This is a genomic window from Anaeromyxobacter dehalogenans 2CP-C, from assembly GCF_000013385.1.
In the GTDB taxonomy this organism is placed as follows: domain Bacteria; phylum Myxococcota; class Myxococcia; order Myxococcales; family Anaeromyxobacteraceae; genus Anaeromyxobacter; species Anaeromyxobacter dehalogenans_B.
This window is the reverse complement of the sequence record NC_007760.1, coordinates 632964-657086: the sequence shown is the minus strand read 5'-3', so window position 1 is coordinate 657086 and position 24123 is coordinate 632964. Positions and strand designations below refer to the sequence as shown.

Annotated in this window: 25 protein-coding genes; 14 read left to right on the top strand and 11 right to left on the bottom strand. The window is 71.3% G+C overall.

The genetic code is table 11. The annotated features are described in order from the left end of the window. Positions 1 to 575 precede the first annotated feature (575 nt). The 4 genes from ADEH_RS02900 to ADEH_RS22530 all read left to right on the top strand — a co-directional run bounded on the left by ADEH_RS02900 (position 576) and on the right by ADEH_RS22530 (position 7185). Positions 576 to 3986 carry a hypothetical protein gene (locus tag ADEH_RS02900; RefSeq protein ID WP_041453293.1) on the top strand — a complete coding sequence of 1137 codons (3411 nt, stop codon included), beginning with the start codon at positions 576 to 578 and terminating at the stop codon, positions 3984 to 3986. Then, a complete protein-coding gene (locus ADEH_RS02895; protein ID WP_041453292.1) occupies positions 3983 to 4444 on the top strand; it encodes a response regulator in 462 nt (153 codons plus the stop codon). The genes ADEH_RS02900 and ADEH_RS02895 overlap by 4 nt, the downstream gene beginning before the upstream one ends. Before the next feature lie 14 nt (positions 4445 to 4458). Next, entirely contained in the window at positions 4459 to 5664 is a 1206-nt protein-coding gene (locus ADEH_RS22695; RefSeq protein WP_198133810.1) for a hypothetical protein, read from the top strand. A gap of 750 nt (positions 5665 to 6414) precedes the next feature. Beyond that, on the top strand, positions 6415 to 7185 hold the full coding sequence (locus ADEH_RS22530) for a MutS-related protein (protein WP_049760066.1): 771 nt from the start codon (positions 6415 to 6417) through the stop codon (positions 7183 to 7185). A 15-nt stretch (positions 7186 to 7200) separates the two neighbouring features. On the opposite strand, the gene ADEH_RS02885 is transcribed toward ADEH_RS22530, so the two are convergent. Then, entirely contained in the window at positions 7201 to 7773 is a 573-nt protein-coding gene (locus ADEH_RS02885) for a TMEM175 family protein (RefSeq protein ID WP_011419620.1), read from the bottom strand. Positions 7774 to 7977: 204 nt separating this feature from the next. Here ADEH_RS02885 and ADEH_RS02880 point away from each other — a divergent pair, with 204 nt between their 5' ends. Next, positions 7978 to 9306: a DUF2314 domain-containing protein gene (locus ADEH_RS02880; RefSeq protein ID WP_041453291.1), complete on the top strand. Its 1329-nt coding sequence runs from the start codon at positions 7978 to 7980 to the stop codon at positions 9304 to 9306. On the opposite strand, the gene ADEH_RS02875 is transcribed toward ADEH_RS02880, so the two are convergent. The 3 genes from ADEH_RS02875 to ADEH_RS02865 form a co-directional block, all read right to left on the bottom strand. Beyond that, complete coding sequence (locus ADEH_RS02875) at positions 9303 to 10214, bottom strand: hypothetical protein (RefSeq protein ID WP_041453290.1); 912 nt, start codon at positions 10212 to 10214, stop codon at positions 9303 to 9305. The two genes, ADEH_RS02880 and ADEH_RS02875, sit on opposite strands and share 4 nt — an antisense overlap. Before the next feature lie 128 nt (positions 10215 to 10342). Then, on the bottom strand, positions 10343 to 10714 hold the full coding sequence (locus tag ADEH_RS02870) for a hypothetical protein (protein WP_011419618.1): 372 nt from the start codon (positions 10712 to 10714) through the stop codon (positions 10343 to 10345). Positions 10715 to 10743: 29 nt separating this feature from the next. Beyond that, positions 10744 to 11388, bottom strand: coding sequence for a hypothetical protein (locus ADEH_RS02865; RefSeq protein WP_011419617.1), 645 nt, complete (start codon positions 11386 to 11388; stop codon positions 10744 to 10746). 176 nt (positions 11389 to 11564) lie between these two features. Between ADEH_RS02865 and ADEH_RS02860 the strand changes: the two genes are divergently transcribed. The 4 genes from ADEH_RS02860 (at position 11565) to ADEH_RS02845 (ending at position 13584) form a co-directional block, all read left to right on the top strand. Then, positions 11565 to 12071: an RNA polymerase sigma factor gene (locus ADEH_RS02860; protein WP_011419616.1), complete on the top strand. Its 507-nt coding sequence runs from the start codon at positions 11565 to 11567 to the stop codon at positions 12069 to 12071. Further along, complete coding sequence (locus ADEH_RS02855) at positions 12064 to 12345, top strand: hypothetical protein (RefSeq protein ID WP_011419615.1); 282 nt, start codon at positions 12064 to 12066, stop codon at positions 12343 to 12345. The genes ADEH_RS02860 and ADEH_RS02855 overlap by 8 nt, the downstream gene beginning before the upstream one ends. Next, positions 12342 to 12764, top strand: coding sequence for a hypothetical protein (locus tag ADEH_RS02850; RefSeq protein ID WP_011419614.1), 423 nt, complete (start codon positions 12342 to 12344; stop codon positions 12762 to 12764). The genes ADEH_RS02855 and ADEH_RS02850 overlap by 4 nt, the downstream gene beginning before the upstream one ends. 286 nt (positions 12765 to 13050) lie before the next feature. Then, on the top strand, positions 13051 to 13584 hold the full coding sequence (locus ADEH_RS02845; RefSeq protein ID WP_011419613.1) for a hypothetical protein: 534 nt from the start codon (positions 13051 to 13053) through the stop codon (positions 13582 to 13584). A 108-nt stretch (positions 13585 to 13692) separates the two neighbouring features. Here the strand turns inward: ADEH_RS02845 and ADEH_RS02840 are convergent, their stop codons facing one another. Next, on the bottom strand, positions 13693 to 14886 hold the full coding sequence (locus ADEH_RS02840; RefSeq protein ID WP_011419612.1) for a right-handed parallel beta-helix repeat-containing protein: 1194 nt from the start codon (positions 14884 to 14886) through the stop codon (positions 13693 to 13695). 198 nt (positions 14887 to 15084) lie between these two features. Beyond that, complete coding sequence (locus ADEH_RS02835) at positions 15085 to 16572, bottom strand: MFS transporter (protein WP_011419611.1); 1488 nt, start codon at positions 16570 to 16572, stop codon at positions 15085 to 15087. A 201-nt stretch (positions 16573 to 16773) separates the two neighbouring features. Here ADEH_RS02835 and ADEH_RS02830 point away from each other — a divergent pair, with 201 nt between their 5' ends. Together ADEH_RS02830 and ADEH_RS02825 are read left to right on the top strand one after the other, a co-directional pair. Beyond that, positions 16774 to 17685, top strand: coding sequence for an SDR family oxidoreductase (locus tag ADEH_RS02830; RefSeq protein ID WP_011419610.1), 912 nt, complete (start codon positions 16774 to 16776; stop codon positions 17683 to 17685). Between the two features lie 88 nt (positions 17686 to 17773). Further along, entirely contained in the window at positions 17774 to 18244 is a 471-nt protein-coding gene (locus ADEH_RS02825) for a hypothetical protein (RefSeq protein WP_011419609.1), read from the top strand. Here ADEH_RS02825 and ADEH_RS02820 read toward each other — a convergent pair. Continuing rightward, positions 18231 to 19199, bottom strand: a complete 969-nt coding sequence (locus ADEH_RS02820; RefSeq protein WP_011419608.1) for a LysR family transcriptional regulator — start codon at positions 19197 to 19199, stop codon at positions 18231 to 18233. The two genes, ADEH_RS02825 and ADEH_RS02820, sit on opposite strands and share 14 nt — an antisense overlap. Before the next feature lie 119 nt (positions 19200 to 19318). Here ADEH_RS02820 and ADEH_RS02815 point away from each other — a divergent pair, with 119 nt between their 5' ends. Together ADEH_RS02815 and ADEH_RS02810 are read left to right on the top strand one after the other, a co-directional pair. Further along, positions 19319 to 20323, top strand: a complete 1005-nt coding sequence (locus ADEH_RS02815) for an alpha/beta fold hydrolase (RefSeq protein ID WP_011419607.1) — start codon at positions 19319 to 19321, stop codon at positions 20321 to 20323. A 79-nt stretch (positions 20324 to 20402) separates the two neighbouring features. Then, positions 20403 to 20984 (top strand): pyridoxamine 5'-phosphate oxidase family protein, encoded by a 582-nt coding sequence (locus ADEH_RS02810; RefSeq protein ID WP_011419606.1) that lies wholly within the window; start codon positions 20403 to 20405, stop codon positions 20982 to 20984. Here ADEH_RS02810 and ADEH_RS02805 read toward each other — a convergent pair. Beyond that, positions 20957 to 21730 carry a helix-turn-helix domain-containing protein gene (locus tag ADEH_RS02805; protein ID WP_011419605.1) on the bottom strand — a complete coding sequence of 258 codons (774 nt, stop codon included), beginning with the start codon at positions 21728 to 21730 and terminating at the stop codon, positions 20957 to 20959. The genes ADEH_RS02810 and ADEH_RS02805 overlap by 28 nt on opposite strands. An 86-nt stretch (positions 21731 to 21816) precedes the next feature. On the opposite strand from ADEH_RS02805, the gene ADEH_RS02800 reads away from it, so the two are divergent. Then, positions 21817 to 22173 (top strand): antibiotic biosynthesis monooxygenase family protein, encoded by a 357-nt coding sequence (locus ADEH_RS02800; protein ID WP_011419604.1) that lies wholly within the window; start codon positions 21817 to 21819, stop codon positions 22171 to 22173. Positions 22174 to 22190: 17 nt separating this feature from the next. On the opposite strand, the gene ADEH_RS02795 is transcribed toward ADEH_RS02800, so the two are convergent. The 3 genes from ADEH_RS02795 to ADEH_RS02785 form a co-directional block, all read right to left on the bottom strand. Next, on the bottom strand, positions 22191 to 23183 hold the full coding sequence (locus ADEH_RS02795; RefSeq protein ID WP_011419603.1) for an aldo/keto reductase: 993 nt from the start codon (positions 23181 to 23183) through the stop codon (positions 22191 to 22193). Beyond that, a complete protein-coding gene (locus ADEH_RS02790; protein WP_232287416.1) occupies positions 23180 to 23347 on the bottom strand; it encodes a hypothetical protein in 168 nt (55 codons plus the stop codon). Before ADEH_RS02790 ends, ADEH_RS02795 begins: the two co-directional genes overlap by 4 nt. Before the next feature lie 99 nt (positions 23348 to 23446). Continuing rightward, the gene (locus ADEH_RS02785) at positions 23447 to 24040 is read right to left on the bottom strand and encodes an arsinothricin resistance N-acetyltransferase ArsN1 family B (RefSeq protein ID WP_011419602.1); all 594 of its coding nucleotides are present in this window, start codon (positions 24038 to 24040) and stop codon (positions 23447 to 23449) included. Between the last annotated feature and the right edge of the window lie 83 nt (positions 24041 to 24123).

Genomic DNA, 24123 nt, shown 5'->3' with positions numbered 1-24123 from the left:
TGACCGCCTTCCGCGAGGCCGCCTCGGCAACTGGACTCTCCGTTTACCCAAGCGATGGAGCGGGCGGCCGCGAAGCCACCGAGAACCGCGCCTGGGAGGCTCGCGAGCTGATTGACCTCATCAAGGCGCGAGCTGGCGACCCCGACCGACGACGAGCCCTCCCGACCGTCCACCCCGCCGCAGGATGCTGCAGCACCATGGAATCGCTAACAGGTGCGGCTGCTCGACAGTCGCGGCGCCCTGAAAATGCAGCGAGTCATGAGTCAGCGCAGTTCATGGAGAAGGCCGGCGCTCTCGGTACGAACATCTCGGCGCTCTGCCGCGAGTACGGCATCGCGCGGCGACCGGCCACAAGTGGCTTCGGCGATACCGGGAGCAAAGCTACCATGCAGTGCCGACAACGGTTTCGCGAGTAGGACTCGCGCGCGCCCGTGCCAACGATACGTACCCCGCCGACCACCCACACAGCCGAGCCATATTTTGGTGCCCGGTGCCACGGTGAGCTCATGTGGACTTCGGAGGCGCCCGCGCGGCCGACTACGAGACTGTCGGTCGGTCGTGTAGGCTACCGCTCGATGCCTCCAAAGAACGGGTACTCGCCGCTCCTGTCCGGCAGAACCGACAACCTAGCGGCGCACCTCTCCGCCCTGAAGGAGGAGCCGCCCTCCCAGATTCGGTTTGTTTTGCGGAAGCTCCCGCCCAAGCTTCTTCGCGCCCTTACCGCGAACTTCCTGCCACGAACTCTCGGAGACCTCGGTAAGGCACCCGTCGGGCGCTCCCAGGAGACGCTTCAGGCAGAACTCAACTGGGCTGCCGCCATCGTCTCTCGTTATGCGGCACAACTTGCGTCGTACCTAAAGTTTAGCGATTCCGTGGAGCGCCTGTTTTTGCTTGGCCGAACCGACGCCGCCTTCGGTGAGTTGCGTACGGCAGAGGCTCAGCTTGGCGTCTCTCTTTGGTCGGTTCGCATGTCACTGCTACTCGCCGAGCACATCGGCGGTCTAGAGGCGAACCGCGCGGCGCTCACCGTCCTTAGGGAGGCCTCAGGCCTCGGCACTCTAAACCTACTAGCTACCTATTACAGTCAACGCGCGGAGCGCTCGGTTTCGCTGGCCAGTTACGATACCGCCGTCGCACAGATCTTTCGTCAGATCCCCGCAGAGAACCTCGATCCTTGGGCTGCTGCCTACGTTCGCTTTCACTTGTCATTTCATTCTGAGCCGCACTTCCAGCGCCAAGCATTCGTACTTAAACGGGAAGGCGCGTTCTCTGTAATTGACAGGTACGAGACGTTCGTCCGGACCCTCCAATTGCTGGCGTCCGGGGCGGACGGTCTAGACGCATCCATCGCGGTGCGGCCTTACGCACAGCTTGTTTCCGCCATCCCGGACGTACGCATTCGATGCCTCCTCGCGTGGACGCAGCCGCACAACGCGAACGTCATTACAGACCTCACGGATTCCTTGGTGAGCCTGTCTGACGCGTACACCAGAGGAGACTACGCGCAGGTCCTGGAGGCGGCGCCGCCGCTACTCGAGGCGCACCCCAACGCACTTGAGTTTTACGAACTCTATGCGCTGTCGCATCTCCACTTGGGGGTCCCACTCATCAATTCGCTGCCGGCGACGTCGCCAGCGGCACAGGCGCTCAACAACGTCTACGACGTACTACAGAAGGACGAACGCACATCCGAGGCCCTTGACTCCCTCGGAAAGCTTGCCGCCACTCTCGCGTTCTCGCGCTTCGCCTCTCAACTACGAGCGTTCCGAGATTCGCATTCGACACACAGACAACCGTTTGCCGGGCCCGTCTTCTTCCAGCTCAACACCATTGCTCCCTCTGGACGGTTCGCGACAATCTTCAGAAGAGCGGCCGACGCACTCGCGTTCCTCGATGCACTTCGGAGATCCGATGCCGAAAGTCCCTCGATCGCTCTCTTCCGCGCTGGCGCCGAAGGCCGCGATCCGCCCCCCGACGTGGATCCAGCGCGCCGCGACCGCTACCGCGCACACGACCTCCTCCGAAGGCAGCGTACCGCCGAAGCTGCGAATGAGTTCCGGAGGATGCTATCCGAGCAACAGCCGGTCCCGGTTCGGGAGGAGTGCACAAGAGCACTTGCTGCAGCGTGTATGTCGCTTCAACGCTGGACCGAGTGCGCCGAACTACTTGCGCGAGCCTTCGTAGAGCAGCCCAACCTGCTCGCCACGATCGAGATCGCCCCAGTCGCGGACGCCTACCCTGGAATCGACCCTGAGGGACAGGCGTCCATAGCGTGGCCGATCATCTGTCATATTCGGTACACGCAAGCGCCCGGACCCGGCACCGCTCGCGGGGTAGTGGCTGCACTCGACAACTATCTCGTCGCCCACAACGTCGAGAAGCCCACCGAACTCCTGGGGCGCGCCGCAGGCGCGCCATCTCCCGAGTTCGTCTACTTTCTTCGGAACGTCTGCGTGCCGGAACTGATGGATTCCCTGGTCGGCTTTGACAGTGTCGCCGATCTTCAGCGAGAGCGCATCGCGCTCTGCCAGATACTGCGCGAACACTTCGACAAAGTTCACGCCGACACCTACGCCGACGAAATTAAGCGGATTACCCAAACCCTAGAAGTCAGCAAGGCCATTCAACATATCGACGAGAGCAAGGTCAACATCGACACGAACGGCATCGCGCGTTCTCTGGACAAGTCGTTTCGCGAGCGCTTCGAGCGCTTCGTCTCATTCTCTAAACTTAACGAGCACCTTCGAAAGGCTCTCGCCCTCAAGGGCATCGTCCCGGAGAGCGAGGACATGATCATTCTCAGCGATGAGCGGCTCGAGCAATTCGGCGCCCTCTTCGGCGACATCAAGTCGCGCTTCCTGTCGAGCAACGAGTACGGGCTTGACGCTTATCTCAGCATGCGGATTCGCCACGGCACTCTTGCGGGGCAACTCCGAAGCCAGTTCGAACTCGAGCACCTCATCACGCGGAAAACCGCTGAGGGAGAGTACGAGCCGAACACCGAATGGCTCGAACGGTCCTTCGCGACTACTGGACACGCCGCCACAGCTGAAGCGGATAAGCGGCTTCGCGCATTTTCGAGCGACATTGACGATCTCATCGAACACTTCAAGTCTAAGTGCGTCCAGATTCGAGGCCCTCAAAACGGCAACGAGGGTCTTTTCGATTTTGAGTACACGAACGAGGACCTGAGGCGCCTGTACGTTAGGTTCGCTACTGTGAGCGAGTACGACTCATTTGTTCATGGAGTATTCGCAGAGCTCTGGTCCCGAACGGAACGCAACCTGCAGAAGGTAGTCGAGCACATTCGCACACGTCTGGAACGTGAGTTCGTCAGCTCGCTTGACCGCCTAGCGAGTGACTTGGCTGTCCTGAACCCAGAGTTGCCTCACTTGCCACTCGGGGCAGCCGTCGCGCGATCCAAGACGAACATACACTACGAACTGGAGCGAGTAGCCGGCTGGTTCCGAAAGGCCAGCGACGCAGGGTTTCCTGATTTCTCGCTGAGCCTCCTCGCCCAAACTGCCGTCGCAATCGTTCAAAACTGCTATCCGACCCACCGGCTTCAGCCGCAGGTCGCTATTGGCGACGAGTGCACGCTCCGCGGCACCCTATTTGCGGCCTTCAACGACCTGATGTTCTACCTTCTCGAGAACGTCGTTCGGCATTCGAGATGCACCCCCGCGACGGCGGTGATGCGGCTCGCCCGCGAGAACGAACGGGTTCGAATCCATGTGGAGAATCCGCTCGGCCCAAGCGTGAATGTGGCATCCGTACGCGAGCGCATCAGCTACGTCGCTTCACTGAGGACATCCGTTCCCTCCGGCGCCGTCAGGAGCGAGGGCGGCACTGGGTTCAAGAAGATTCACAAGGCGCTCCGAGTTGACATGGGACTGGAAGAGGATTTCGAGTTCGCGGTCAGCGTTAGCGATGATGGCGTTTTCGCGGTCGACATCTCCCTTCCGCTTCAAGGGCTTGCTCCATGAAGATCCTCGTCGTCGAAGATGATTCCAACAAGAGCGCGCTCATCATGCGCTTTCTGCGCACTGAGTTTCCGACCGCCTCCGTGACTGCTGCTCAGTCATACCAAAGCGGCCTCAAGGCAGCGCTCGGCGACACGTTTGACGCCATCATCTTGGACATGTCACTTCCCACGTACGACATTTCAGCATCGAACAGCGGCGGCCGCACGCGCGGATACGGAGGCCGTGAGTTCCTTGAGGCGCTAAAGCGCCGAAGGCGGAACACCAAAGTCGTCGTCGTCACCCAGTTCGACACCTTTGGTGAAGGCGCTGACGCGATGAACCTGACGCAGCTGACGGAGCAACTTCGCGCCGAGTACCCGGACATCTACGTCGGCACTGCGTTCTATCAAGCGTCCCAGACGGCTTGGCGCGACGAGCTTCAGGCCTATCTGAAGTCTGTCTCGGGAGACCTCTCGTGATTTCCGTTCTCGTTGTGGACGACGATCGGCTCAAGACGACGCTAATCCGGCAAGCGCTGCGGGAATTGGCGACCGACATTAGAGTTACCGGCGCCAGCAACATCGTAGACGCGCTGAAGCTTCTTCGTGCGGAGTCTTTCGACCTCCTGATCGTCGACCTAAACGTCCCGATGCGAAAAGGCGAGAGCGCTCGGCCGGACGGGGGCGTCCAACTTGTCGAATTGCTACGCCGTGGACGGGGCCCGCTTCCGGCCCACATTGTCGCCCTCACGGAGTACGACGACCTAGCTTCGCAGCATCAGAAAGCGTTCAGCGGCGACCTTATATACGTCGTCCGGTTTGATCGTTCCTCTCGTGCTTGGTCAGAGGCGATCGGTCGCAAACTTCTGGCTATCGAACGCTCCCAGGCCCCACGGGAGCGGGGGGGGTACGATTATGACCTAGCGGTGGTCACCGCCCTTACCCGAGTAGAGCTTGAGGCCGTGCTTGAACTCCCGATCAGCTGGCGGCGCAGAAACGTCCCCGAGGACGATACTATTTATCATGAAGGATGTCTGAAACGCGCAGAAGGCGACCTCCGCGTCATCGCTGCAGCCGCTCCCGAAATGGGCATGCCGGCCACCACCGCGCTAGCAATGAAGATGATCTGCGGATTTCGGCCGAGATACATCGCGATGGTCGGCATTGCTGCAGGACTTAAGGGTGGTTTCGGAGATGTACTGATTGCAGATATTTCATGGGACTACGGGAGCGGTAAGTTCAAAGAGCGCCCCGATGGCAAGGGCGGAGTGTTCGAACCCGGCCCGACGCAACTTCGTCTTGACGCGCGTGTTCGCGCGCGCCTGGAGGACTTCAGCCGAGACCAGACCGTCGCACAACGCATTCTCCATCGCTGGAACGGAGATCCCGTCCCCCGACAGATTGAGGTGGCCATCGGCCCCGTGGCGTCGGGCGCTGCAGTTGTTGACTCGCACGAGATGATTGAACAGATTCGTGCACAACAGCGCAAGGTTGTAGGTGTCGAGATGGAGACTTACGGCGTATTTATGGCCGCCCGGAACGCGCCCGAGCCGAAGCCGATCGCACTCTCATTCAAGTCTGTATCTGACTTTGGATCACAGAAAGGTGACGACTACCAGCGTTTTGCTGCCTTTACGAGCGCTCAGTTCTTGTACGAGTTTGCTTGCAGCGGGCTAGAGTGGCCACACTCACGGTCCTAATTCGGCGCGGACGGAGGGAACGCTTCGTTCGAGTGATGCACCCGCCGCCTGCGATCCGCTCGGCACCGCTATCGCGACATGGATTGTCGTGTGCCCAATTATCGCCGCGCAGTCGTGGCCACCATTCCTGCGGCGTATTCCGCGAAATTGCGGCGGAGAGGCAGGCTCTTGACCCCGGCAGATGCGGCGGAGGTGGCGGCCCGGCAAGAGGCCGTGCGCGAGTTGGCGCGCCTCCCGCGGCTACGAGAGTTGCTCCCGTTGGCCGCCGGCGACGGGGCTGGCGATGTGGACACCGCCAGTCTCGGGCCGAGGGCGCGCCGTTTCTTCACGCGCGCGGGCCGGCCCGGGCTGGCGCCGCTGCCGCGGCGCTCGCGGTGGCCACTGCCTCGGCGGTTGCGGTCGCCGGCGCGTGGGGCGTGCTCCCGCTGATCTTCGCGCTCGGGACCGCGGCGCTCGTGCACCTCACGTTGCGACGGCGCATCGTCGCGGTGACCGGCGAGGTCCTCGCGCCAGCGCGCCAGCTCGGCGCGCTCGCGGCGCTGGCGCGAGTCGTGGAGCACCAGTCGTTCGCGTCGCGCCGGCTGCGCGGGATCGCAGAGACGGCGCGCGCAGGCGGAGGGGCAGCGGCACGCTTCGATGAGCTCCACCGCGCGCTCCGGCGTCTCCTCGCCATGCGCAACGAGCTCGTGGCGCCGATCGGTTACGCGCTCGTGTGGCCGGCTCGGTTGGCAATGGCCGGCTCGGTTGGCAATGGCCGTCGAGCGCTGGCGGTCGGCGCACGGGTCCCGGGTGCGCGGCTGGTTGACCGCGCTCGGGGAGATGGAGGCGCTCGCCGCGCTCGCGACCCGCGTCTACGAGAACCCGGCGGAGCAGTTCCCCGAGGTGGTCTCTACCGGCACGATGCTCGACGCGCAGGAGCTGGGTCATCCGCTCCTCCCCGTCGAGCGGTGCGTGCGGAACGACGTGCGGCTCGGCGGAACGGCGCCGCAACTGATCCTGCTCTCGGGCTCGAACATGTCGGGGAAGTCGACGCTGCTCCGCGCCCTGGGCGCGAGCGCTGCGCTCGCGCTCGCAGGCGGCACGGTGCGGGCGCGCCGGATGGTGCTCTCCCCGGTGGCTCTCTGCGCGTCGCTCCGGGTCCAGGATTCGGTCCTCGACGGCGCGTCCCGCTTCCAGGCGGAAGTGCTCAGACTCTGCGACGTGGCGCGCTTCGCAGCGGGCCCGCACGCGGTGCTCTTCCTGCTCGACGAGATCCTGGGCGGCACGAACTCCGACGATCGCCTTCGGGGCGCGAAGGGCGTCCTGACCGCTCTCGTCAATCGCGGCGCGATCGGGGTCTGCACCACGCACGACCTCGCGCTGACGCGCATCGCCGACGAACTCGGCGCCAGGGCAACGAACGCACACCTCGTGGACGCACTCGTGGGCGGAAAGCTCGCGTTCGACTACCGCCTCCGGCCCGGCGTCGTGCGGCGCTCGAACGCCATCGAGTGGATGCGGCTCGTGGGGCTCGAGGTGTAGCTGGCGCCCCCCGCCCTACTCCCCCGCCCCCGACCTCCGCTCGATCCTGCGGTCGGGGATGAACCAGAGCGCGGCGACGAGCGCGTAGACGGCGTCGGCGGCCCAGGTGCGGACGAACGAGAGCGCGATCGCGATCAGGTAGAGGATCGGCGACAGCTTGCCCTTCAGGTCCGCCCCGATCATCAGCCGGAGGGAGCCGCCGGCGCGGATGATGGCGCGCTGGAGGACGAGCCACGCCAGCGCCGCCGCGAGCAGGACGACGCCGTAGAGCGCCGTCGGCAAGGGCGACGAGGGGTAGTGATCGGCCCACGCCGTGACCGCGGGGACGAGCGACAGCCAGAACAGCAGGTGGAGGTTGGCCCACATGATGCTGCCCGTCACGTGGTGGACGGTGTGCATCAGGTGGTGATGGTTGTTCCAGTAGATGCCGACGTACACGAAGCTCAGCACGTAGCCGAGGAACGTCGAGCGCATGGCCGCGAGCGCCTCGAGCGTATCGCCGGGCGGCACCTTCAGCTCGAGGACCATGATCGTGATGATGATCGCGAGGACGCCGTCGCTGAACGCCTCGAGGCGGCCCTTGTTCATGATCCGTGCACCCGGCGCCCGGGGAGCCCCGCCGGCGCGGGGATGAGGCGCTGCCCGACGCCGCCGGAGACGACCGCCTGCATCATCCGGCTCCCATCCTACGTTCCGTGCCCGGTGTCGAGCCGCCCGCGGCTGCCGGATGGGGCGGCCGACGCCATCCCGGACTTCGCGTTCCGTGTATCCTCCTCACCGGAGGTGGAACGCATGAGCTGGTGGAAGCGGAAGCCTGCGGTCGAGCAGGCCGGTTCGGTCCTGTTCCGCGGCAAGTGGGCGGCGCGGCCGGAGGACTTCGCCTCGCTGGGCGACCGGGACGTGCGCCTGGGCGCGGTGACGCGCGGCGCCGCGGGCGGCTGGTCCGCGAAGCTCGCGCACGACCGCTGGGGCGAGGCGACGCTGGTGGTCCTCCCCGACCCGCCGCTCCCGCCGGGCGGCCTCGTCGACATGGACGGACGGCTGACGCGCGCGGAGAAGGACGCGGCGAAGGCGTGCCAGTACGCGGTGGCCATCACCACCGGCTCGCGTTCGGGGAACGTGCTCGCCGACCGCAAGGACCTGCTGCGCTTCCTGCGGGCGATCATGGGCGACGAGGGGGTGGTCGCGGTGGACCACCAGAGCCAGGCGTTCTGGTCCCGCGACGGCCTCGACGACGAGCTCGCCCACGACGCAGACCTCGACATCGACGCCATCTACACCATGCACCTGCTGTACGACCCGGACGCGCCGGCCGACGGCGAGGACGGGAGCGGGGCGGTGTTCTGGCTCCACAGCCACGGCCTGAAGGAGATCGGGTTCTGGGACTTCGACGTGCTCCAGCCGGACCCGGCGGTGCACGGCCACGCGCACGATCTGCTCCGCGCGCTCGCCTTCGGCGTGGTCGAGGGGCGGCTCGCGCTGGACGGGACGCCCATGCCGCTCGCCGATTCAGGGCAGGTCCGCGCCGTTCCGGCGCGCACCTTCCTCGCCGGCACGGGCCGCGACCACGCCGACTACCGGTCTTCCGTGGACGACGAGCACCTGACCGGCCACGCCGTCATCTGCGATCCGGCGAGCGGAGGCTGGCCCCCGCGGCTGCTCGGCCGCGGCGCGCCGCGCCCGTCGCGCCTCCTGCGGGACCCGGTGCCGGAGGAGGTGCTGATCCGGTACTCGACCGGCGCCACGGAGCTCATGGCGCGGCGCGCCCGGGAGACGCTCGGCGTCCTGCGCGGCGCGGTCGAGGAGCTCGCGGAGTTCGGGTTCGGGGCGCTGGTGAAGCTCGGCGTCCGCGTGGACGGCGGGGCAGAGGACGACCGCGAGCACCTGTGGTTCGAGGTGCATGGCTTCCAGCCGGACGCGGTGGACGCCACCCTCGTCAACACGCCCTTCCACGTCGCGGGCCTGAAGCAGGGCGATCGCGGCGTCCACTCGCTGGACCTGCTCAGCGACTGGGTGATGTTCACGCCGGCGGGCCGGATCGATCCGCGCCAGACGCGCACGCTCCGCATGATCCGCGAGCACCTCCCGGAGCTCCGGGAGGCGATGCGCGCGGACGCCTAGCGGGGCCCGAACGCGGCGGGCTCGACGCAGCACTGCCCGGCGCGGTCGGCTGCGACCTCGAAGTACCTCGCCTTGCCCGTGAGCGCCTCGGCGCGCTTCGCCGGGGCCGTGGCCGCCTGCGCCCTCAGCCGCGCGGCGCCTTCGCGCCACAGCTGGATGACCTGCGGCGGCACCGCGGCGGGCTTCGCCGCGTCGAAGCGGATGGACCGGGGGCTGCGAACCGACCCGCCCTGGCCGGCGAGGAACGCCTCGAGCTCCGGTCGGTGGAACGCTCCGACGAACGCGAGCACCTTGTGCGCGCCCTGCCGGCGGATGGCCTCCAGCGCCTGCTGGTGAAGCCACGCCTGGCGCCGGTTCCAGGAGGCATTGCCCACGAGGTAGCGCGCGCGGACGTTCAGCACCGACAGGACCGCCGCATCCTGGCGCGTCGAGTGGACCTCGGCGAAGGTGAGCGGGCGATCCATGCGCGCGTCGAGCGCGGCCGTCTCCTCCTCGAACGCGTGCCGGTCGGCAGGTTCGGGCTCGGGATCGGCGTCGATGCCGACGTCCTCGTCCCGGAACCAGTCGATGGGGCCGACCGCGATGCCCTTGGCCTGGCCGAGCCAGCTCACGTAGGTCATCTCGAACGGCCCGTCCTCGAGGCGTCCGAGCGCGAAGGGCTCGGGGCGAACCTCGACGAGGATGAGGTCGGGACGATACGTCTCGATGAGCCCGGCCAGATACGGGAGCGGATACTCGGGCTCGGTGAGGTGCGCCCGGTGGATCGTCCCCACGACCACCGCCTCGAAGCTCGCGGTCGCCGGATCGCCTGGAGGTGACGGGTGGACGGGCGCCGACGATGCCTTCGCGGCGCAGCCGACGAACGCCATCGCGGCGAGGGTGGAGAGCGTGAGCTTCGGTGTGGTCATCGGGAGGACGGGCGCGGCGGAGAGAGGGCTCGCACGAAGCGACCCCTGACGGGTTGACGCTGCGCCAGCCTAGCATCGCGCTGCGCGCGAAGAAACGGCGCGGGTCCGTGCTGGCGGGCAGCGGACCGTCAGCGCGCCGGCGGCGCCCTCGGCCCGGGCTCCACCGCCTCCACGAGCGCACGCGTCTGCCGGTCGAACGTGACGCGGAGCGGCCCGGTGACGCCGGGGCGGCTCGCCCGGAAGTGGACGTCCCAGACCGTGCCGCGGGGGTGGGCCTCCACCAGCACGCAGGCGTACCCGCTCCCGCCGCACCAGCCGTAGCCGCGCTCCACCGCCTCGCGGCGCGACATGGGAGGCGGAGCGGGCGGGGGCGGCGGTGGACGTGCGGGCACCACGACCACGGCGCGCGGACGGGGGGCCACGACGACCGTGCGCGGGTGGGTGACCACCACGGTTGCGGCGACCGCGAGCGACGACAGGGCGGCGAGCGGGGCGATCATGACGCTTCTCCCGGAGGCGAGCCATCGACTCAGCGCTGCGGCGCGCTGGCGACGCGGTGCCCGCGCACCTCGACGGTCCCGGCGCCGCGGCGCCCCTCGATCTCCGCGTGGGACTCGAGCCGCGCGATCGCGCCGTCCTCGTCGAAGGTGATCCGGGCCCGGGCCTCGGAGACGCGCCCGCCCTCGCCGCCCCCCGGCACCACCTCCAGCGCGCGCTTCGCGCCGGTGGCCGGGTCCACCTCGACCACCACGGCGGAGATGGCGCCGGCGGGCGACCTCACCTCCACGAGGACGCTCCCGCCCGGACCCGGCGACGGGCGCACCGCGATGTGCGCACCGGGGACGGAGAAGGGCGCGAGCGTGAGCGGGCCGAGGAGCTGGAACGCGCGCCCGCCCCGCGCTCCGGCGCCCGAGCCGGAGAGCTGGCGGACCTGCACGGTCCCGTCGGGCGCGTAGGTGATCTCGCGGGTCCACGCGATCTCGCGGGAGCGCCGGCCGCCCGACGCGCGCCCCTCGGCCTCGACCCGCACCGGCGACCGCGCCAGCTCGGCGAGCTGGGCGGACTCCCGGGCGCGCGCGCGAGCGACGACGTCCGCGTCCGCGGCGGCGGCCGACGAGGGGGAGGTGAGCGCGAGGACGGCGAGGGCGAGCAGGGACAGGGGTTCGTGGATCATGCCGTTCTGACGCCGCCGGTGCAGGGAGCCCTACGCCGCGCCCGGCCGGGACTCCACCCGCAGGGCGGGGCACCTCGCGCCACGGTTAGAGGATGGGCGCCCGGTCCGCCGTAGGGTCCGCCCGGGCGGCGGCGTCCAAGCCGTCGAGGTGTTCGGGACCGGAGCGGTGGAGCGGCGTGACGGCGAGCCAGGATGACGACATCGGGCGGATCGTCCGGGAGACCGCCCCGCGGCTCTACCGTCTCGCGGCGCGCCTCACCGGCGACCTCGCGGAGGCCGAGGACGTGCTGCAGGAGAGCTACGTTCGCGCGTGCGCCGGGCTGGGCGGGCGCGCGTTCCAGCGTCGCTCGTCGATCGAGACGTGGCTGCACCGCATCGTGGTGAACGCCTCGCTCGACGCGCTCCGCGCCCGCCGCCGCAGGAGCGCCCGCGAGACGCACGCCGCGCCGGCCGACGAGGTGCTCGACCCGGGCGCCTCGCTCGAGGCCCGCGCCGCGCTGCGCGAGCTGTCGGAGTGGCTGGACGAGCTGCCCGCCGAGCAGCGGGTGGCGCTCGTGCTGAAGGAGATCGAGGGGCACAGCGCGAGCGAGGTGGCGAGGCTGCTGGGCTGCTCGGAGGGCGCGGTGGAGCAGCGGCTGGTGCGCGCGCGTACGTTCCTGCGCGAGAGGAGGAAGCATGCGTGACCACGACGAGAGCGACGACGCCCGCCTCGCCCGGCTCCGGGACGCCACCGGGGCGCTCCATCCCTCCGCGGCGGTCGTCGCGCGGCTGGAGGCGGCGGTCGCCGCCCGCCTGCGGAGCCCGCCCGCCTGGATGGCCATCGCCGGCGGGGCGCGGCCGATCGCGCTCGGCGCGGCGGCGCTCACCGCGGCGATGCTGCTCCTCGGCTGGCGCGCCGACCGGACGTTCGAGGAGCAGGTCTCGCGCGCCGCCTACGTCCTGGAGGTGCTGCCGTGAGCCGCGCCCGCTGGAAGGTGGTGCTCGTCCTGGCGCTCGTGTTCCTCGCCGGCGGCGTGAGCGGCGCGGTGGTGTCTCGCGCCGTGGTCCAGCGCGCGGTGGGGCGGCTGCTCGAGGGTCCGCCGGAGCAAGCCCGCGCCAGCGCGATCCTGTTCCGGCTGGACCGGGACCTGGACCTCACGCGCGAGCAGCGGGGCGAGCTCCGCGCGGTGCTCGCGCGCCACCGCGGCGAGCTCGCCGCGATCCGGCGCACCGTGGCGCCGCAGCTCGAGGCGGCGCGGCGAAGGCAATGGGCCGAGATGCGCGAGGTTCTCGACGAGCGGCAGCGCGACGGCTTCGACCGGTTCGTCGAGGAGCTCGAGCGGCGCGTGGCCCGATCGCTCGCGGCGCCGCCGTCCGCGGCCGCTCCGATCGAGTGAGCCGCACGCGGAAGGCCGCCTCCCCTCCGCCGCCGCCCCCTCACCTCGCCGCGCGGCGCCCGGGAACGCGGCCGCGAGCGGGGCCCGAGCCGACGGTCGATCCCTTCGCGCGACGGATCGCACCGGCAGGCGGGAAGCCTCGCGCAGCAGACACGGCGCCGCACCCAACACACCGCTCAAGGCGCCGCGCACGTGGAGCGGGAATGCTCGCGCAGCCGGATCGCCCGGCTGCCGGGGGTCCCACCGTCCACGGGAAGCGGCGAGACGACGCCGCAAGGGGGTAGCGATGAGAAGGTGGATCGTCGGCGCGATCATCGCGCTGAGCACGATGACGGCTGCGTCCGCGAGCGACGTGGCCGGCGAGGCACGTCACTGCAGCCTGGTGGGCAGCTACGTCACGGGCGCGGAAGGGGTCTTCAGCTCGTGGATGGTCACCATGACCGGCGGCGAGGTCTCCGGGACGCTCACCACCAACGTCCCGGCCTGGCCGGTCCCGCTGGGCGCCGGCGTCAAGCTGCTGCCGACCGTCGGCGTCTGGAAGCGGACCGGGACGAACACGTTCGCGTTCACCCAGATCTTCTGGGCCGTGGGTCCGGACGGCGCCGTGGTGGCCGTCTTCAAGAACAGCGGCACCGACACGTTGACGGACGAGTGCAACGTGCTCGTCGTGGAGAGCACGATGGAGGCGTTCAATCCGGACGGGAGCGAGCACCCGCTCGGCATTCCCGGCAACGACACGAACGCCAACTGGCTGCCCCCGATGATCGGCTATCGGGTCCAGGTGCAGCCGCCCGCGGACGACGCGGTCCCGATGCCGTAGCCCGAGGTGGCTCCGCACGTCCCGCAGATGCGAGCGCGTCCGGAGGCGCTCGCGTCGGCGTATCCGGCCGGCCGGCGCCGGCCGGGTTGCTGAGCGCGTGCGGGGCGTTCACGGAACCACGATCGCGCAGGCGACGCCCTCGCCGGACGCGGTGCGGCACAGGTTGCCCTTCCAGGTGTTCGGCCCGCTCGCGGCCCAGATGTCGAATCCCGTGCTCGTCCCGAGCACGATGTTGGACGCGACCGTGTTCCCGAAGGATCCGCCCACCTGGATGTTGAGCCCGATGCCGGAGAGCACGTTGTCGAGCACCTTGTTCCCCTCGATCCTCGAGGCGGTGACGTCCATGAAGCCGAGCCCCTGCAGGCTGTCGCTCACCGCGTTGTCCACCACCGCGAGGCCGGTGCACTCGGCGGCGGTGATCCCGCCGCCCACGAACCAGTACACCGGGTGCCAGCGCCCGGCGCGCGCGACGTGATTGCCGGCGACGGTGACGTTGGAGGCGTACTCGACGTTCACGCCGGCCTGGTCGTCGGTGAACACGCTGTCCCTGACGCTCCCGGAGTTCGGCACGTCGCCGGGGGCGCAGCCCGGGCACGTGAAGCCCACGCCGTCCTTGAAGCCGCGGACGTACACGCCCTGCACGTCGGCGTTCGTCACGCGCTCGAACAGGATGCCGCTGTCGGGCTCGACGACGTCGCCGTAGTAGCTCGGGATGGGGCCGGACGCCGCCAGCGTCCGGATCGACACGCCGGCGCTGTTCCGCGCGATGATCGCCGGGCTGCGGCTCGCGAGGGCGATCGCGGCCATCGAGATGCGGACGTCGCCGGCGTTCAGGATCGAGATGGGCCCGGAGTCCGTCACCTTGACGTTCGTGATGCGCACGCCGCTGCTGTCGCGCACGAACACGCTCGCGTCGGCCTGGTCGGCGAAGGCGAGGTTCTGGATGGCCGCGCCGGCCGTGCCGTGGCGGATCGCGACGCCCCACCGGAAGCCGACGATGGTGCCGTTCATCACGCGGACGTTCCGCAGCGTCATCGTGTGTTCGGTCTTCACCCCGGACCAGGCGACGTCGCCGGGCGCACCCGGGACGCTCGCGATGGTGTGACCGCCGAGGTCGATCGTCACGTCATCGGCGCCGATGACGAGCCCGCTCGTCTCGCAGGTCAGGTCCTTCTCCAGCTTCAGGCTCGAGGTGACCAGGTCGCCGCACTCGGTCGCGCGTGCGACGCCTCCTCCTCCGAGTCCGAGCAGCACCGCTCCGCACGCCAGGGCCAGACGCCCCGCGATGATCGTGGTCTTCATGGTGTCCTCCCTGCGGCGCCGTGCCCTCCGTGCAGCTCGGCCTCGAGGCGTCGCAACGAAAGTCGAGCGCCGCGGGCGCAGGGCGTCGAGCCGGCCCCTGGGTCCGGCGGATCGCGCTAGCGGCACCGGGTGCGTCCGGAAGCCCGGGGGCCGGGCGCGCGCCGCGGGCGCCGCCGAGCGAGGACGCGGACGAGGCGCTCAGGCGCCCTGGCGCCGCTCGCCCTCCGGGATGGTGAGGACGATGGAGACGATCGCGACGACGACCATCAGCTCGTTGAAGCCCAGCGCGATGATGGCGGCCTCCCGCACGGCCAGGTTGTCCTGCCGGCCCTGGAACGTGATCACCCCCTCGAGCCAGCTCACGCTCTGCGGCGCGGCGCGCAGCGCCGTGAAGATCGCGGCGGAGATCGCGACGCCGAACGCGGCGCCGAGCGAGGACGCCATCTTGTAGAGGCCGGACCCGGCGCCGGCCTGCGACGCGGGCAGGTTCGAGAGCGCCGCGTCGGTGGACGGCGTCGCGTAGAACGCCAGCCCGACGCCGAACAAGGTGTAGCCGATCACGGCCATCACCTCGTACCGCGCCAGCATCACGTTGGACGGGGCGAGCAGCAGGATCGAGGCGCCGGTGATCGCGCACCCCCAGAGCATGGGCCGGCGCGCGCCGAAGCGCCGGAGGAGCTTCTCGCCCACGCGGATGAACGCGATGATGGCGACGGCGTAGCCCAGCGTCAGGACGCCGGCGCGCTGGGCGCTCATGCCGCCGCCCACCTGCACGAGCTGCAGCGACACGATCAGCGTCCCGGCGACGCCGTTCAGCAGGAAGTTCGAGATGGTCGCGCCGGTGTAGGTCGGGCTCCGGAACAGCCCGAAGTCGATGAAGGGGCTGCGGGCCCGGCGCTCGATCCGGAGGAACAGCCAGCCGAAGACGATCGTCGCGGCGACGAGGCCGAGCGACGCCGGGCTGGTCCAGCCGAGCTGGTTCCCCTGCGTGACCACCACCTGCAGCGCCACCATCGCGACCATGAACGTGAGCACGCCGGCGAGGTCGAACCGGTAGTCCGCCGCGCCGCCCTCGGCCCGGCTCTCCGGCGTCCCCCGGAGCAGCAGCAGGCCGGCGATGGCGACCAGCACCGACGCGAAGAAGATCCAGCGCCAGCCCAGGTGCTGCGTCACGAGCCCGCCGAACAGGGAGCACACCCCCGAGCCGCCCCAGGAGCCGATCGACCACAGGCTGATCGCGCGCTGCCGCTCCGCGCCGTCCCAGTACGCCTTCACGAGCGCGAGGCTCGCCGGCATGATGCACGCCCCCGAGAGCCCCTGCAGCGCGCGCCCCGCCAGCAGGAACGCCACCGCCAGGCCGCCGGCCGGCGCGAGGCCGACCAGCAGCGAGCCGGCGATGCTCGCCAGGAAGCCCAGCCTGACCATCCGCACGCGCCCGACGCGATCGGCGAGGCCGCCCATCACCACGATGAAGATGCCGGAGAACAGCGCGGTGAGCGCGACCGCGATGTTCATCAGGCTCTCGCCGGTGCCGAGGTCCCGGCGCATGTCCGGCGCGATGTTGAGCGTCGTCTGCGCGAACAGCCAGAAGGTCAGGACGCCCAGGATGATGCCGAGCAGGAGGCGGTCGTTGCCGCGGAACGCCGGCTCCCCGCCTGCCGCCGTGAGGGTGCGCGCCGTGCCCATGCGGCGACGTTCGCCGCCCGCCGCGGCGGCGTCCAGCGTGGACCGCTGGCTCTTCGGGGAAGCGTCGGGAGAGGGGCACGGCGCGGGGCGCGGGCGGGGGACGCCGGGCCCGATGCCACCGATGGGGAGGCGAGCGCAAAGCGTGGCAGGCTCCCTTCGCCGTGAGTAGATGGTCCGGCCCAACCACGGAGGACTCCCACCATGACGAAGCCCCTGGAAGGAAAGGTCGCCCTCGTGGCCGGCGCGACGCGGGCCGCCGGACGCGGGATCGCGGTCGAGCTCGGCGCCGCAGGTGCGACCGTGTACTGCACCGGCCGCACCACGCGCACGCGGCGCTCGGAGATGGACCGTCCCGAGACGATCGAGGAGACGGCCGAGCTCGTGACGCGCGCCGGCGGGCGCGGCATCGCGGTGGCGGTGGACCACCTCGTGCCGGCGGAGGTCCGCGCGCTGGTGGAGCGGATCGACCGCGAGCAGGGCGCGCTGCACGTGCTCGTGAACGACATCTTCGGCGGCACGAAGATGGAGTGGAACAAGACGGTGTGGGAGTCCGACCTCGAGTACGGCCTCCACACGCTCCGGCTCGCGGTGGACACGCACGCCATCACCGCGCACCACGCCCTGCCGCTCCTCATCCGCTCGCCGGGCGGGCTGGTGGTGGAGGTGACCGACGGCACCGCCGAGTACAACGCGCGGAACTACCGCGTGTCGTTCTTCTACGACCTCGTCAAGGCCGCCAACCTGCGCATGGCCTGGTCGCTCGGGCACGAGCTCGCGCCGCACCGCGCTACTGCGGTCGCGATCACCCCCGGCTGGCTGCGGTCGGAGCTGATGCTGGAGCTGTTCGGCGTCACCGAGGCGAGCTGGCGCGACGCGCTGGAGAAGGAGCCGCACTTCGCCATCTCCGAGACGCCGGCCTTCGTCGGGCGGGCGGTGGCCGCGCTGGCCGCGGATCCCGAGGTGGCCCGCTGGAACGGCCAGTCGCTCTCGAGCGGCCAGCTCGCGAAGGTGTACGGGTTCACCGACGTGGACGGGAGCCGGCCCGACGCCTGGCGCTACATGGTCGAGGTGCAGGATCCGGGCAAGCCGGCGGACGTGACCGGGTACCGGTGACGCATCGCCGCGGGGGACGTCCCGCGAACGTGCCACGCGACCCGGAGCGCGCCTGCGGCTACACTGTGCGTCCACGGGAGGGGATCGCATGGACCGTTCGCCGGAGCGTCGTACGGCGGTGATGATCTGGGGCGCGCTCGTCGCGGGGCCGGCGCTGTTCCTGGTGGTGGCGCTCGCGCTGCCGCTCGCCGGCGAGCCGGCCCCGGGCATCGCCCAGCCGCTGCTCCTCGTGCTCACCGGGCTGGTGCTGGTGGAGGTGCCGCTGTCCTGGCTCTGGGCCGTCCGGGCGCGCCTGGCCGGGAAGGCGGGCGGCGAGGCCATCTCCGTCGAGGAGCAGGCGCGCACCCGGCTCATCATCGCCGCCGCGCTGTGCGAGGGCGCCGCGCTGTTCGCGGTGGTGGTGTTCATGGTGACGCGCGATGCGCGCGCGCTGCCGCTGTTCGCGATCGCGTTCGGGGCGCTCCTCGCGCACTACCCGGGCGACCGCCACTGGGCGAGGCTCTGCCGCGGGAGCGGCGCCGGCTCGAGCGCGCCGCCGAACCGCCTCATGCGCGGCTAGCGCGCGCCGTGCGCCGGGCCGACCGGGCCGACCGGGCCGGGCGCTCCGGGATGGCCGGCAGGGCCGCGATCGCGGCCGCGAGGCGCGGGGCCGCGAAGTCCACGAACGCGCGCACCTTCGGCGCGACGAGCCGCGCGTGCGGGTGGACGAGCTGGACCGGCACCGGCGGTGGCGCGAAGCGGCCCAGCACCGGGACGAGGCGCCCGGCCGCGATCCGCTCCGCCACCATGTACGAGAGCGCGAGCGTGAGGCCGTCACCGGCCTCGGCGGCGTCCAGCGCCGCGAGCGCGTCGTTCACCACCAGGCGCGGCGCGACCGGCACCGCCACCTGCCGGCCGCCGTCGGCGAAGCGCCACTCGCGGCCGGGCTGCAGGCCGGTGAACGCGATCGCGGCGTGCTCGCGGAGGCGGGCCGGCGAGGCCGGGGCCCCGTGCGCGCGCAGGTAGGCCGGGCTCGCCACCAGCACCCGCCGGATCTCGCCGACCTTGCGCGCCACCAGGTCGGAGTCGGGGAGCTGCCCGATGCGTACGGCCACGTCCACGCCCTCCTCCACCAGGTTCACCACCCGGTCCACCAGCACGAGCGTGGCGCCGACCCCAGGCTGGGCCCGCAGGAACGCGCGCACCACCGGCGCGAGCGCCCAGCGGCCGAACGTCACCGAGGCGGTGAGCGTCAGGTGGCCGGACGGCGCCGCGCCCTCGCCGGCGGCCTCGCGCTCGGCGGTCTCGAGGTCCGCGAGCACCCGCCGCGCGGGCTCGAGGAACCGGAGGCCGGCCTCGGTGGGCCGCACGGTGCGGGTGGTCCGGTTGAACAGGCGCGCGCCGACCCGCGCCTCCAGCGCGGCGACGGCGCGGGTCACCGCGGGCGGCGAGAGGCGGAGCCGCGCGCCCGCCCGCGCGAACCCGCCCGCGTCCGCCACGGCCACGAACACCTGCAGCTGGTGCAGCCGGTCCATCATTCCTCCCCGCGCAAGAATGCCTTGCTCGCTCCAGGTATTCTTTCTGGGCGTCCGCCGCGCCACCTTCTCTCGCGCCGGGGCACTCCCGCCCCGCGCACCGAACGAGAGAGGTCCACGTGATCCGCATCCCCCCTCCCCCACGCCGCCCGCTCACCGCGGCGCTCCTCGCCGCGCTGGCGCTCGCCCCGGCCGCCCTGCCCGCCCGCACCGCCGCCGCGCCGGCGGGCCAGGCGACGGCCGCCGTCCAGGTCCGCTACCGGACCGCCACCGTGGACGGCGTGGAGGTCTTCTACCGGGAGGCCGGCCGGCCCGGCGCGCCGGCGGTGCTCCTGCTGCACGGGTTCCCGACGTCCTCGCACATGTTCCGCAACCTCATCCCGGCGCTCGCCGACCGCTACCACGTGATCGCCCCCGACTACCCCGGCTTCGGCCACTCCGCCATGCCGGCCCGCGACGCGTTCGCGTACACGTTCGACCGCTACGCGCAGGTGGTGGAGGCGCTCACCGAGCAGCTCGGGCTGCGCCGCTACGCGCTCTACGTGATGGACTACGGCGCGCCGGTGGGCTTCCGCCTCGCCACCGCGCACCCGGAGCGCGTGACCGCGCTCGTGGTCCAGAACGGCAACGCGTACGACGAGGGGATCGAGGCGTTCTGGGATCCCATCAAGGCGTACTGGGCGTCGGGCAGCGCGGAGGACCGCGAGGCGATCCGCTGGCTGACCTCGCTGAAGGCCACGCACTGGCAGTACACGAACGGCGTGCCCGACCCGTCGCTGGTGAGCCCGGACACCTGGACCGTGGACCAGGCCCGGCTCGACCGCCCCGGCAACCCGGAGATCCAGCTCGACCTGTTCTACGACTACCGCACCAACCTGCCGCTCTACGCGGCGTGGCAGGCCTACTTCCGGGCGCACCGCCCGCCCACGCTGGTGGTCTGGGGGAAGAACGACGCCATCTTCGTCGCCGCCGGCGCGGAGCCGTACCGGCGCGACAACCCGGCCGCCGAGGTCCACCTGCTCGACACCGGCCACTTCGCGCTCGAGACGCACGGGCCGGAGATCGCGCGGCTCGTCCGCGAGTTCCTCGGGCGCTCGGTCCGGACGAAGGCGGCGGCGAACTGATCCGGCGGCCCCGCCCGCGCCCGGCCGCCCTCGTGGCGCCGGGCGCGGGCGGGGCGCCCCTCGCTCACGGAGCGTCACCATGGGACACCGATTCGCCGAGCTCGCCTTCACGCCCGCGGTCCGCGCGGTGCAGGAGTCGATGGGGAGCCGGGCCGCGTACGCGCGGATGGAGGCCGGCCCCGACCACCACGACGCGCTCGGTCCGGACGAGGCCGGCTTCATCGCCGCGCGCGACAGCTTCTACCTCGCGAGCGTGGGCGAGACCGGCTGGCCGTACCTGCAGCACCGCGGCGGGCCGCCCGGGTTCGTGCGCGTGCTCGGGCCGCGGACGATCGGGTTCGCCGACTACCGCGGCAACCGCCAGTACGTCACCGTGGGCAACCTCGCGCGGAACGACCGCGTGGCGCTGTTCTTCATGGACTACCCGGCGCGAACGCGGCTGAAGCTGCTCGGCCACGCGCGGTGGGTCGGGCCGGAGGAGCCGGCGCTGCTCGCGGCGCTCTCGGCGCCCGCCGGCGCGGCGCCGGTCGAGCGCGGGATCGTGATCGAGGTGGCGGCCTTCGACTGGAACTGCAGCCAGCACATCACGCCGCGCTTCACCGAGGCCGAGCTCGAGGCCGGGGCCGGGCCCGATCAGCCGTGGGTGCCCGCGGCGAAGTAGCGCCCGGGCGGCTGCCCGGTCACGGCACGGAACTCGCGGATGAAGTGCGACTGGTCGTAGTAGCCGGCCTGGTACGGCGCGCTCGAGAGCGAGGCGCCGCCGAGGTGGACCTCGACCGCGTGGTGCAGCCGCAGCAGCGACGCGAGCTGCTTCGGCGAGGTGCCGACCGCGGCCCGGAAGCGCTTCTCGAGCGCGTCCTGGCCGAGCCCGAGCTGCCGCGCGAGCTCGGCGATCCGCAGGCAGCCATGGCGCGCCCGGATCGCCTGGACGGCGGCGCCCACGAGCGGGTCCGGCCCGCGGCGGCGCCCGAGCGACAGCAGGAACGCCTCCGCGGCCGCCACGCGCTCCGCGTCCGTCGCCGCCTCGGCGATGCCTGCGGCGGCGCGGTCCACGGCGGCGCGCGGCGCGAGCGCGTCCGCCGGCAGCACGGCCCCGTACAGCTCGTCCCCCCGGACGCCGAGGAGCCGGGCGGCGCCGTCCTCGCGGAGCTTCGCCACCACCACCCCGCCGCCGGCGAGCGTCCGGATGCGCCGGCTCGTTCCCCGGGGCCCGGTGACCGACGCGTCGGGGATCCACCTCGCCTCCTCGCGCTCGACGAGCGCGGCGGCGCCCCGGTACCTGAACGCCACGACGACCCCCGGGTCGGGGAGGAGCGTGCGCGTCGCCTCCTCCGGCGCCTCCACGATCTGGAAGCAGCGGACCACGTCCGCGAGCGCGGCGCCGGGCGGGAAGGTTCGCACCTGCACGACCGGTACTTGCCGGCGCGCCGGCCCGGGCGCAACGCCATGAATTCGTACAATCGCCGGGCGGGCGCGCGCGCCAGATCCCCGGCATGACCCTGCTCACCACCCCGCTCGAGAACGATCCCGCCCTGCAGTTCCGCATCGACGCGTTCGAGGTGCCCGAGGACGCGCGCGCCGAGTTCGAGGCCGCGATGACCCGCAACCTCGAGCTCCTCACCTCCCTGCCCGGCTTCCGCGGCCACCTCGTGTTCCGCAAGACCGGCGGCCCCTCGCGCTTCGGCCTCGTGACGCTCGCGATCTGGGAGAGCCGGGCGGCGCTCGACGCGGCCGGCGTGGCCGTCCGCGCCCACTACGAGCGGATCGGCTTCGATCGGGCCGCGGCGCTCGCGCGCTGGCAGGTCCGGTCCGAGCTCGGCGGCTACGAGGTGCTGCGCCCGCCGGAGTAAGCGCGAGGCGGCGGCCCCTACCGGTCCACCGTCCGCATCCGCTCCTCGTCGTAGCGGGGGCCGGCGACGTTCTCCGGCGCGAGCGCCGCGTCCAGCTCGGCCACCTCCGCCGGCGAGAGCGCGATCGACGCGGCCGCGACGTTCTCCTCCAGGTTGCGGCGGCGCTTGGTGCCGGGGATGGGCACGACGTCCTCGCCCCGGTGCAGCAGCCACGCGAGCGCGAGCTGGCCGGGCGTCGCGCCCCTGCGCGCCGCGAGCGCGCGGACCGCGTCGGCCGCGCGAACGTTCGCGTCGAAGTTCGCGCCCTGGAAGCGCGGGTCGCGCCGGCGGAAGTCGGACTCGGGGTACTCCTCGGCCCGGCGCACCGCGCCCGTGAGGAACCCGCGGCCGAGCGGCGAGAACGCCACCAGGCCGATGCCGAGCTCGCGGAGCAGCGGCAGGAGCTCCGGCTCGAGGTTCCGCTCCCACAGCGAGTACTCGCTCTGGAGCGCGGTGACGGGGTGGGTGGCGTGCGCGCGGCGGATCGTCCGCGCGCCCGCCTCGGAGAGGCCCAGGTACCGCACCTTGCCCTGCTCCACCAGCCGCGACATGGCCCCGACCACGTCCTCGATCGGCACCGCGGGATCGACGCGGTGCTGGTAGAGGAGGTCGATCCGGTCGGTGCGCAGCCGCCGCAGCGAGCCCTCCACCGCCTCCCGCACGTGCTCGGGCCGGCTGTCGAGCCCGCCGGTGCGCGCCCCGCCGCCGATCGCGAAGCCGAACTTGGTGGCGATCACCACCTCGTCCCGCCTGCCGGCCAGCGCGCGGCCGAGCAGCTCCTCGTTGTGGAAGGGACCGTACACCTCGGCGGTGTCGAGGAACGTGACGCCCAGCTCGAGCGCCCGGTGGAGCGTGGCGATCGACTCGGCCTCGTCCGCCGCGCCGTAGGACTGGCTCATGCCCATGCAGCCGAGGCCGAGCGCCGACACCTCGAGCCCCTGGCTGCCCAGCCTGCGCGTCGCGAGCGTCATGGACGCCTCCGGAACACGATCGCCTCGGGCTTCGGCTCGAGCGCGGCGAGCGTGCGCAGGTCGTTCCCGAGCAGCTTCGCCCCGAGCCCGTCGTCCCCGCGGCCCATCTGCTCCGCGTTCACCACCACCACCGTGCCGCCCAGCCGCGCCGCCGTCCCTGCCATCGCTCCTCCGCACCGACCGCCGCGCTCCGCGCGCGGCGGCGTTCCGGCGATCCATACACCCGGGCCCGGCGGCGCGGGGGAGCGAGCGAGGGGCGCCGGCTACCGCGCGAGCAGCGCCTGCCCGGCCGCGAGCGCGCGGTCCCACGCGGCCGACCGGCGGAGCGCCTCCACCGGCAGGATCGGTCCGGGCGCGCCGGTGCGCTCGCGCAGCTCGAGCTGCCAGTACCCCACGTCGTGCCAGGCGCCCATCTTCCAGCCGACGCGCGGGTACACGCCGATCGGGCGGAAGCCGAGCGCCTCGTGCAGCCCCACGCTCCCGGCGTTCGGCAGCGTGATCCCGGCGTGCGCGGCGTGGAAGCCCTGGGCGCGGAGCAGCTCGAGCAGCGCCGTGTAGAGCGCGCGCCCGAGGCCGCCGCGGCGCCGGCCGTCGCGCACGTACACCGTCACGTCCACGCTCCAGCGGTACGCGGCGCGCTCGTGGTGGCGCGAGGCGTACACGTAGCCGTCCACCCGGCCGTCCTCCTCGCACACCAGCCACGGCGCCAGCGCGAGCACCGCCTCCATCCGCCGCGCCATCTCCTCGGGGCCGGGCGGCTCCAGCTCGAAGGAGATGGGCGTCCCCGTCACCACCGCGCCGTAGATCTCGGCGACGTCGCCTGCGTCCTCGAGCGTGGCCATCCGGATGCGCTTCATGGCGTCCTCCGCGGGGCGTGCGTCGCGGCCCCGGTCGCCGCTCAACATAGCCGCGCCCGTCGATTGACACAGCCGATGAACCG